The organism is Psychrobacter piscatorii (genome assembly GCF_001444505.1).
Lineage (GTDB): Bacteria > Pseudomonadota > Gammaproteobacteria > Pseudomonadales > Moraxellaceae > Psychrobacter > Psychrobacter piscatorii_B.
Genome location: NZ_LNDJ01000021.1, coordinates 1 through 1,997, shown reverse-complemented (window position 1 = coordinate 1,997; position 1,997 = coordinate 1). Strand labels below are relative to the sequence as shown.

Annotated in this window: 2 protein-coding genes; both read left to right on the top strand. The window is 42.6% G+C overall.

The genetic code is table 11. The features are described 5' to 3' along the window. Positions 1-339 precede the first annotated feature (339 nt). Positions 340-1,143, top strand: a complete 804-nt coding sequence (gene hda, locus AS194_RS01560) for a DnaA regulatory inactivator Hda (protein ID WP_058023737.1) — start codon at positions 340-342, stop codon at positions 1,141-1,143. A 103-nt stretch (positions 1,144-1,246) separates the two neighbouring features. Continuing rightward, entirely contained in the window at positions 1,247-1,948 is a 702-nt protein-coding gene (locus AS194_RS01555) for a DUF2057 family protein (RefSeq protein WP_058023736.1), read from the top strand. Positions 1,949-1,997: the final 49 nt, after the last annotated feature.

Below are 1,997 nucleotides of genomic sequence, written 5' to 3'. Positions count from 1 at the left end.
GAACTAGTTATCTAGGACAGCCCCTATTTTATTATTGAATATCATGAGCGGATAGCGTAAAAATGGGAAGAAAAAAGCAAATGGTTGATCAGGCTTAGTAGGTAAAAGACTTGTCAGTCATTTTGCAAATATGTTATATATAGTCGCAGTATTGATCGTATCAGCCGTTGCTATATTTTTTATCAAGATTAGCCTAATTAGGGCAATTCATCCATCATAAAAAAGCTATATATCCACTGCACATATTTTTATCAGGTAGTATGGATAGTACTGAATAGCAATTTATTCCTTTTTCTACTGCACTTTTATATTGCACTACGCAACACGAGTTGATGATTCATGGCAGAAGCACAGCTAAGTCTCAATCTGGACATTAAGCATGATGCAAGTCTCAGCGACTTTGCCGGTCCCGGTTGGATGTCTATTATTGATGCAGTGCGGCAATTACATGTCGGCCTGATCGGTCAGTTATACCTGTTTGGTAGCCCTGCGACGGGTAAGTCTCACTTGCTCTCCGCTATTTGTGAGTCGTATATAGAAATGGATAAGACGGCTATCTGCTTGTCACTCAATGAGCTGATTCATACGGACGTACACGTATTATCTTCTTTAGAAAACTTTGATCTGATTGCTATCGATGATTTAGAAGTGCTTGAGCAAAGTAGTCAGTGGCAAGAAGCGCTGTTTCATCTAATCAACCGTAGCCGCGAAGGTCAGCGCCAGCTTTTATTTGCGGCCAATAAACCAGCAGGTGACCTACCGTTTCAACTCAGAGATTTATTGACGCGTTTGGCACAAGCACCAGCTTTTAAAGTGCCTACTGGTCATGATTTAGCAGACCGTCAAGCACTGCTTCAGTCCATTTTGCGTCGGCGCGGCTGGCAGTTTGATGATCGAATTATTAATCATTTATTGACTGAAGGGCCACATCGTATCGGTGCAATGATGGAAGTGCTCAATTATATACAGCCAATGTTTTCTAACCTTGGCCGCAGTAATATATCAAAAGCGGTGATCAGTGACGCGCTGCGTACCATTGATGAGCAAACGCTTGCAGCAGAGCTGGCTGATATAGCCCAAGAGACGCAAGTAGACAATGAGACGACGGATCAAGACCAACATACGATGCCTCTTGATTTCTAGTCGTAAAACTTTTAATTGTAAGACTTTTAGCAGCAAAAATACAAATAACAGTAAGAATACGAACTTTTTATCCAACCTGCTTTCACTATTAATGGAATAACCTATGAAATCGAATGCTTCTTTGCTAAAAAAATTAACTATTGGACTGTTGTTTGTGGGTGCGACCTCAGTCTCTATGATGTCACAAGCCGCTGTGACGCTATTGGTTGATGACCATATCAAAGTGACTGCCATCAATGGACAAGAAGTTCAGCAAAGTCTATTTCAACCACTAACTAAAGAGTTTACGCTCCAGCCAGGTCAACACGCTATCACTGCTAAGTATGACCGCTTATATAACTTGCAGCGTGATGAGCATGATTACCTGCGTTCAGGTAACGTCAGCGTGACGGCGGAATTGGCAGATAACCAAACGTATCGTTTGACGATGCCGAACCAGCCAGAAGATTACGAAGCCGCTAAAGATTATGCTAAGCAGCCAACACTCGCTATTCAGCAGAACAATACAGTTATCGCAAGTCAACAGGGTATGGCTGGTAATCAAGGTGGACTGCTTTCAGGACTTGGTAAGGCGCTAGGTGGTGTGTTTGGTGGGGCGGGCGATGCAGAATTACAAAACCAACGTGCGATAGCAGCATTAGATCAACCAGCAGCAATGCCAAACAATACTAATGTTGGTACGACCAATATCAAGCAAACCACGAGTGTGAATACCTCTACCAATACCTTAGATTCATTTATGCAGATTTGGCTACAAGCAACACCTGCTGAGCGTGAAAAGATGCGTCAATGGATTCAACAGTAAATCAATCTGTTACAGATCGCTGAGCATAAAAAAGCACCCAGCTGGGTGC